The 230-nt window shown below is 43.9% G+C and carries 1 pseudogene; it reads left to right on the forward strand.

The window, feature by feature from the left end:
• Window positions 1–230, forward strand: a pseudogene (locus AAEY75_RS17455) (MFS transporter); the annotation flags it as partial.

The following is a 230-nucleotide window of genomic DNA, read 5'->3' on the forward strand; positions in this document are numbered from 1 at the left end:
GATGGCAGTGGCGTTGATACTTATTATTCCCATCGCTGATCCGCCGTATTTATCAAGTACCACGGTGACTATTCCCAAGAATATTAATATCCAAGATTGGTCACAGCAAATGTTGGCAGTAGATGGCGTGGATGAACTGGTCGTCATGGCAAAAGAGCAAGTGGCGTATTTAAAACTAGATAAAACCCAGCTCACAGATTTGTCGAGACAAGAGCTGTCACATTTGGCAC

Origin of the sequence: Psychrobacter sp. TB55-MNA-CIBAN-0194 (assembly GCF_040309505.1) — a bacterium.
GTDB classification, from domain to species: Bacteria; Pseudomonadota; Gammaproteobacteria; order Pseudomonadales; family Moraxellaceae; genus Psychrobacter; species Psychrobacter fozii.